The 7,460-nt window shown below is 67.5% G+C and carries 6 protein-coding genes; all 6 read right to left on the bottom strand.

The window, feature by feature from the left end:
• The coding region (locus JV18_RS0112725; RefSeq protein ID WP_033075356.1) for an outer membrane beta-barrel protein at positions 1 to 901 on the bottom strand (901 nt) is incomplete at its 3' end.
• Positions 902 to 1,031: 130 nt separating this feature from the next.
• Positions 1,032 to 1,484: a DUF2793 domain-containing protein gene (locus JV18_RS0112720; RefSeq protein ID WP_033074778.1), complete on the bottom strand. Its 453-nt coding sequence runs from the start codon at positions 1,482 to 1,484 to the stop codon at positions 1,032 to 1,034.
• A gap of 12 nt (positions 1,485 to 1,496) precedes the next feature.
• Positions 1,497 to 3,689 (bottom strand): phage tail protein, encoded by a 2,193-nt coding sequence (locus JV18_RS0112715; protein WP_033074777.1) that lies wholly within the window; start codon positions 3,687 to 3,689, stop codon positions 1,497 to 1,499.
• Positions 3,690 to 3,704: 15 nt separating this feature from the next.
• Entirely contained in the window at positions 3,705 to 4,196 is a 492-nt protein-coding gene (locus JV18_RS0112710) for a peptidoglycan endopeptidase (protein ID WP_235303284.1), read from the bottom strand.
• Positions 4,165 to 5,010 (bottom strand): DUF2163 domain-containing protein, encoded by an 846-nt coding sequence (locus JV18_RS0112705; protein ID WP_052071995.1) that lies wholly within the window; start codon positions 5,008 to 5,010, stop codon positions 4,165 to 4,167. The genes JV18_RS0112710 and JV18_RS0112705 overlap by 32 nt, the downstream gene beginning before the upstream one ends.
• Positions 5,004 to 7,328, bottom strand: a complete 2,325-nt coding sequence (locus JV18_RS0112700; protein ID WP_052072229.1) for a DUF2460 domain-containing protein — start codon at positions 7,326 to 7,328, stop codon at positions 5,004 to 5,006. Before JV18_RS0112700 ends, JV18_RS0112705 begins: the two co-directional genes overlap by 7 nt.
• Positions 7,329 to 7,460: the final 132 nt, after the last annotated feature.

The raw sequence follows: 7,460 nt of genomic DNA, 5'->3' as shown, positions 1-7,460 counted from the left end.
GGTGACCTGCAAGCATGACCTGCGTGCCCGAGCAACCGCGGTTGTAAGCGCTGATCGCATTGTCGAGCGTCGAGGCCGCTTCCGGCGTGATGTTCGACTTGTCGAAGTCGAAATACACGATGTACGGACCAGGCGCGCACTCAACAACCGGCGCCGGCGGAGGCGGCGGGGGCGGCGGGGGCGGCGGGGGCGGCGGGGGCGGGGCCACCGTCATCGGCGCAGCCGGACCACCGAAGTTATAGGTCAGCGTTCCGAGCAGCGAATGCGAACGGAAACGGGTCGAAACATCGCGGCCGGCCTGATCAACGAGATCAAGGCTGTTGGCATTGAAGAAGCGATATTTCAGGCCAGCATCCCAGTTGCTGCTAAGCGGAGCGCGGATACCCGCAATCGCCTGCCAGGCAAAACCGGTGTCCGAATCGTCGAGGAAAGCCCCGGCGAAAACGGGTTCAACCGAAACGCGCGCAACACCGGCACCACCGCCGACAAAGCCCTGAAGGCCGTCGTCGTCACCGAAGTCGAGCATACCGTTGACCATGAAGCTAAGAGCGTTCGAGTCACCGTTCAGCGGCGTCGAGCCAGTGAACATGGTGCCCGTACCATTAGCGGTCTGCGGAATACCCGGGGCGCTGAAATTGCCAGCCTTAATGTCGGCTTCGCGATAGCTGACTTCAGTTTCCAGACGGAAACCACCGAAGTCATAACCGACGACGCCTTCGAAATCATAACCAGTGCGATGGTCGAGCGTTCCAGCATTGCTGGTAGCACCGATGTCGAGGTCCATGTCCTCAACGATCATCACACCGCCACCGACACCAACATACCAGTTGTTGTCACGCGCCAATGCAGGCGACGCAAGGGCAGTGGAGGCCAACGCCACAGCGACGGCAAGCTTCCTCATAGTAATTTCCCCTTTCAATTGAGATTACGTCTCGTCAGACGTCCTACTCGTGCCTTTGGTTCCGCGCAAGCTAACAAATCGTCAACATGTTGCCAAAAAGTCGCACTTCATAGCTATTCCAACCTTAAATTTATTCCGGAATCAGAATACCATGCGCGGCGAGCAACCCGATCAAGGCCGAAATTGCTGTTCGTGCCTCGGAATCGATGACCGCTCCTCCGGACGGCGCGGCTATCGGTTCCGGCGGCGACCATAAACCTCCCTCGAATCGCAGTAAACCCCTGTCGGACAGACGAATTAGCCGCATTCCTTCGCGCGGACGCAAAAAGCGCCATCCGCCCGCGCTCCACAAAGCGAGGACATGCGCCTCCCCGCTCCACGCCCCGTCAGGCATGGCGCCGACAAGCCAGCATTGTCCTTCCTGGGGCGCTGCGGGCGGGGTATCGATCGGCCCCTCTTCCACTGCTGCATGGAGCAAGGCGTCCATCCGCGTCAGTGCCTCATTATGCGTTATTTCCTTTTGCGCCTGCGCCACAGCCAGCAACGGCAATGCAAAGCGCGCGGTCGTCAGAATCTCGCTCATTCGCCTCTCTCCTCAATTCAGTGCCAGCCTCAGCGGAAACGACAGGGAAAGGTCGCCGATCTGGCAAATTTCAGCGAATGTCCCAGGCGGCAACAAGGCGCGGTCGGCCGCTGAAAGCGTGAAACTCGCCTGTTCGCATGTCCAAGGTCCCAGCCCCTCGACAGGAGGCGAAAGCGTCAGCCGCCAGGCCTCGCGCGCCTCACCCAGCGGTATCTCGACATGGTCGCGCCACCCCGGATCGACCCGGCTGCGCCGCACCCAGCCAATTTCCAAACCGCCCGAACTCGTGCCGCGCACACGCCCGTGCACCGGCGCCAGCGGGCGCAGCGCCGCTGCTGCGGTCGGCACCGTCTCTTCTTCCAGCGCCCAGCGATTGCGCTCCATCCATTGCAGCCGCGCCGTTCCGCCTTCAGCCCAGCGCGCCAGCGCCTCGGGCACCATCAGCCCGCTTCCATCGAGCAGCAGAAAAGGCGCGCCTGTCTCATGCAGCGTCGGCACATCGCTCCCCGCCCGCCCGCGCAGCAAGTTAGACAGCCGCCAGCGGCCCGGCGCAACCAGCGTTGCCGCGCCAAACTGGATCATCTCGCCGCCGACCATCGCCCGGTTGGCTCCGTCCAGCAGCCGCGCATCATCCACGCTTTCCAGCTCCATCGCCGGATCGACCAGCACCACTTCCACCGCCCCGCGCCTGTCGAAAACAGTGGTTGGCCCGCGCGTCAGCGGCCCGGCCAATTGCCCCAATGCGCCCGTCCCGCGCACGCTGCCGATGGCGACCGGCTCGCTTTCGGGGGCGGCGACAAACCAGCAATCGGCGCCGCGCCAGCCGCCATGGCTTCCGGCCCCTGCAATCCACAACCGGGGCGCGGTCGCCGCCTCGGCGCCGCTGCCAGGCAGGTCGAACAGGTGCAGGATCGCCGCGGCATCGGGCCAGTCAGGGGCGGTCACCGCATCCCCAGGGGTTGCGGGGCTTTCGCTGCCGGGAAGCGGCTGGTGCCGAACAAGAGTGATCGACAGCGCCGCGCCGCGCATTTCGCGCTGGGCAACCCGCCACCCGCCCTCCAAACCGCCCCCGGCGCCATCCGCCACCACCGCCCCCACGGGCAGTGCCAGCGCGGCCAGGTCGGCGCGCCAGACCAGCGTCTCGCGTCCATCGACGGCGGCCCGCGCCAGCCGCTCAGCCAGCGCCCGCGCCGATGCAGCGGGCAGCACGGCCGGCAAGTCGATCTGCGCCTCGCGCACCCCGCCGCCCGCGACCCGGCTCATCTGCTCGCCCAGTTGATAATCGCGCTCGGGCGCATAGTGGCGCAGGCGGATCGTCCCCGGCAGCGCGGCGAACGCGCCGCGTCTTTGCTCGATATAATCGCTCGCTTCCACCGCCGCGCCGCGCCCGGTTTCGCGGTAATCGCCCAGGCCGAGCGGCGCCCCTGCGGCATCGCTCGGCGCAAGCTGCCAGCCATCCGCGCGGCTGATCAAGCGGGTGCCATCGGCTTCGAACAGCGGCGCCAGCGCATCGCGCGCCCGCGCGCCGGACGCCGCATAGCCGGCAAAGGGCCAATGCCCGATGCAGCGTCCCGCCTCGCCGAGCAGGTGATTGCCGACTACCCCCGCATCGACCAGCCCGGGATCGGCCTCGACCTCAAAGGTCAGCGAAGGGATGCGATTGCCAAAAGCCCCCAGCTCCAGATCCTCGAACACCCCATAAGCGATGCCGCGAAAGCCGCTCGCTGACCCCAGCCCCACCGCACCTGCAATCAGCGGATCGACCGGCTGGTCCTCATCGCCATGATAGAGGCGAAAGCTGCACCGCTCACGAAAGCTGCCATTTGCCCCGCGCAGCAAATTGCCGTCGGCCCAGATACGCCGCACCCCCCGGATACGCCGCGACGACAAGGCTATGGCGAGCGAGGCCGAATAACTAAATTCGGTCACCGACGGCCTGCCCTTGCCCCCGCCATGTTTCGTCCGCCGCTCGATCAGGTCGGTCGCCCAGATAACGCTGCCCGCGACGCGCATCGTCCCGAACAGCTGGGGTATCTGTTGGCCATAGGTGGACGCTTGCAATTTCAGGTCGGACAGGCGCGGCCCTTCGCGTGCCCCCGGGCGCAGGATCACAGCGTCGACCTGCTGCCCGATGGCCGCGCCCAGCGCCGCCCCCAAAGGTCCGCCGATCAGGCCCCCCGCGACCCCCAGCACCAAAGTCGCCATCGCGCTCCCCCTTCCCTATCGTTCTTTACCGTCCGCTGCCAAATGCCAGTGTGCGGCCGCGCGCCATGCCGCCTCCAGCGGCGCTTCAACCACGCGGCGCAGCCCGGCATGGGCATGGATGACGCTGTGCGCCCCGATCAGTCCCAGATGAAATTGCCGTGCCGGCAACGTCAGCAGCGCGACATCGCCCGCGCGCACCGCCGCTCCGCCGCTCACCCGCCGCAGCCCCGCCTCTTCCAGCGCGGCAACGATCCGCTCCTCGCTCCAGCCCCGCAAAGGATAGGCAGCAGGCCGCACCGCTCCATATCCCGCCGCAGCATAGGCGGCCCAGACCAGCCCGACGCAATCAAGCCCCGTTTCCGGCTCGCATCCCTGCGGGCGAAAGCGCGCGCCGACCATCGCCCGCGCCGCCGCAAAGGCACGCGCAGCGATCATCGCCCTGTCTGCCAGCGCCGCTTCCTCGCGCATCGCCTCCTCATCCACCGGGATAGCGGGTGAGCAGGTCATTGCCCGGCAAATGCGCCTCACCGCGAAAATTGACGGCATTGGCAAAGCGGGTGCGACAGGTTGCAAGCTGCTTGTCGCATCCCTCGGTCAAACGCACGCGCAGCGGCAGCGACATGCCCAGCGGCAGCGTTTCGCTCAGATGCAAGACCGCCCCTTCTTCTCCCGCCACCGCGCTTTCCAGCCCGCAATTCGGCCCTTCGAGCCATAGCAGCGAACCGAAGCGCATCCGGCCCCCCGGCACCGGCGCATCCAGCGTCACAGCCCGTCCGGCGACCGCAAGCACCCGGCGGCTGTGGGTCAGCGGCGCGAGGTCCACGCGGCATTGCCCGTCGCCCAATATCGCACGGCACGACGGCGATGTCGCAGGACAGACGGGCCGGTCGAGCGCGCGCGTCGCCCCTTGCAATTCGGCGGTAAAGGCCGCTCCGCGCCGCTCCACCGCGCCCAGCATCCCGCGCGCCAGCGTCACCGGCGCGGCGTCGGGCTGGGTCCAGTCGGTAACGAACAGCCGCAGCTCGGCGCCATCCCAACGCCCGCTGTCAAGGTCGCGCGCCGCCAGCGCCCCCGCCGTCACCGCGCCCTCCACATCCATTGTATCGGCATCAATCGCATCGCGCGTTTCCAGCGCCGACGGCTTCATCCCCGGTGCCGCACGATAAGCCAGCCCATCGACGATCAGGTCGCGGTCGTGCGATGTCAGCCCGATCACCACCCCGTCGCGCCGCGACAATCGCCAGCACCAGGCCATCGTCACCAGCTCGGCGCGCAACCAGTCGGGCGCCGCCCTCGCCGCGCCTTCGGCCCCGCTCACCATGGCGCGCGCACTTCGACCAGCGGCACGCTCGCCATCTCGCCCGCCAAAAAGGTCGCCCGGCTCACCTCCAGCCGGTCCTCGGCAAAGCGCACCGGCACGTCGAACAGGAACCCCGCGCGCACCGCCGCCCCCATCGGCGGCGGCGTATCGAACAGCAGCGCCCCGGCGGCATTCAACGTAAAACCGCCGGTCTCCGCCCCGGCGACGCTCGCGCGCACGCTGCCCGCGACCGGCAGGCGGATCGTCCGGTGCTGCACGGCATCGCCCGCGCCATAGGCTTTGGTCAGCGCAAATTCGCGCCGCACCCCATCGCCGACGCTGATCGGCTGGTCGGCGGCCCCCGGCGCGCCGCCGTCGGCCGCCGAACTATGGTCAAAGGGGTCGCGAAAGCGAAACCCCCGCGCCGCCCCGCGCCGCGCGCGGAAAAAATCGGTGAGGCGCCGCACATCATCCTCAGACCGGACCCCCGGCCCCGCATCATAGCGCATCCGCGCCTCGGCCCATTCGCTCGCGCGCTGTTCATGTCCTGATGGCGAAGCAATGATCTGCGTTGAAAATTCGGTGACCGCCACCGCCTCGCGCCCGATGGCCAGCGGGAAATCGACCGCGTCAAAAGCCTGCACTTCATCCTCCTCCGCCTCAAAGCCCAGAAAGCCGTCGCGCGTCACCTGCGGCAGCGCCCAGATAAAGGCGCGCGCCACCCCCGCGCGGCGCGCGTCCCGGGCGGCCGCGGCAATATCGGCCCATTGCGCGCGGTCCTCGGCGCGCAGGACAAAACCCGACAGATAATGTTGCTCCGCCACCGGATAGCCGAGCCGCGCGACCATCAAATCGCGCGCGGGCGCCGTCTCGGCGCCGCGCCCCGCCGTCACCCAGTCATAATCCTCCAGTTGCAGCACATCGAAGGCAGGCGCCGCCCAGCCTGTGGGCACATTGGCGCGGCGCAGTTCGGGCGCTTCGGCGTCGAGCACCGTCGGCAGGAAAACCAGCAAATGGCTTCCCGCCCAGTCCGTCCCCGCCTCATGGCGCGCCGCCGCGACCAGCGCCGCCGTCGATCCGGCGAGCAGCGCCCCCAGCGCATCGAGCATCGCCCGCGCGCCAGGCGTCTGCGGCCCTCTGATGTCCGCAATCGCGACGCTCGCCGCCCCTAGCGCCTGGCTCGTCGCGGCATCATAGGCGCAGAGCTTTCCGCCGGGGTTGGTCCACCACCAGGGCTCGCCGACCTGAAATTTCACCGCCAGCCCCGCCGCGCGGCCGATAGCGACAAAGGCGCGCGCGACCAGCTGCAAATATCCCATCGCCGCGCCATTGGCGGGCGATAGCAGCGTCGAGGGCGGCTCCCACCCGGTCAGCGCGGGTGCCCCATTGCCGTCGCGCTGTTTCCAGTCGCCCCAACAATAGGCATTGAATATTTCATAGGAGAGCGACCAGATAATCCCCAGCCCCGCCGCGCGGCATTCGGCGGCAAAATCCCGGTGCCAGGCGGCACAGGGCGCGCACAGCGTCCCACCCGCAAGGCTCAGGTAAAATCCGCCGCTATTGGCTTCGAGCCGCATATAATGGCTCATGCCGACATAATGGATGACATCGCCGCGATAGCCGAGCTGGACGATCTGCCGCACCACCCGCGCCGGGCTTTGATTATAGCAATCATCATAGCCGGTCGCGATCCCCAGCCCCTGTTCGGGCAGCACGGCATCGCCGAGCGCGAGCACCGAGCCCGATCCCGAACAGCTGATCTCGCTCATCTCAGCCCAGCCTTCGGCCCGGCTCGCCAGCACCCCCGCGCCGCCATCATAGGCGGGCGGCACCAGCGAGATGAACAGGCGGTCAATATCCCCCGCCCACACCCGCTCCGCCTCGCCGGGCAGCGAAAATCCGCCGTCCAGCGCATCGAAATCGAGGCTGATGACCGCATCCTCGCCGCTGCCGTCCGCATAATTCCACAGCCGGACATACCAGGCACGGGGGTTGCCCCCCGCATCGCGCCCCTCGATCGTCAAGGTCGGCCCATGCAAGGCATCGAGCGGCTTGATCCCGGCGGAGCGCCAGCGAAAGCGCAGCTGCGTGCGCCGGAAATCGCGGCTTGTCTCATAGGCAAGCAGCGGATGATCCCAGCGATCCTCCGCCTCCCAGATCAGCCCCGCCAGATCCTGCTTGTTATAAAAGACCGCCTCGATACGCAGCGCGCGCGGCCCTTTCGTCCCCACACTCGCCATCATCGGCCGCGCAAAATCGACCGTCCAAAAACGCGGATCGAACCGCTTGACCCAATTTTTCCGATGATGCGGCTCCGCCGCCACCAAGGCCCAACCCATTGCGGTCACCTCCCCCAAAACCACCCTCATCGTCACCCCGGACTTGATCCGGGGCCCGCCTTTTTCTTGCCGCCACCCCGAGGGGCCGCAGGCCCCGAAGCAATCTCCAAGCGCGCCCTCCCGCGCCACTCC

The sequence above is a fragment of the Sphingopyxis sp. MWB1 genome (assembly GCF_000763945.1).
Classification (GTDB): Bacteria; Pseudomonadota; Alphaproteobacteria; order Sphingomonadales; family Sphingomonadaceae; genus Sphingopyxis.
Note: the sequence above shows the minus strand (reverse complement) of the source record. Positions and strands in the feature narration are given on the sequence as shown.

Coding starts and splice junctions, on each gene's coding strand:
- JV18_RS0112720 (WP_033074778.1), bottom strand. CDS start 1,484: ATGAGCGAGATTCTGACGACCGCGCGCTTTGCATTGCCGTTGCTGGCT.
- JV18_RS0112715 (WP_033074777.1), bottom strand. CDS start 3,689: ATGGCGACTTTGGTGCTGGGGGTCGCGGGGGGCCTGATCGGCGGACCT.
- JV18_RS0112710 (WP_235303284.1), bottom strand. CDS start 4,196: ATGACCTGCTCACCCGCTATCCCGGTGGATGAGGAGGCGATGCGCGAG.
- JV18_RS0112705 (WP_052071995.1), bottom strand. CDS start 5,010: ATGGTGAGCGGGGCCGAAGGCGCGGCGAGGGCGGCGCCCGACTGGTTG.
- JV18_RS0112700 (WP_052072229.1), bottom strand. CDS start 7,328: ATGGGTTGGGCCTTGGTGGCGGCGGAGCCGCATCATCGGAAAAATTGG.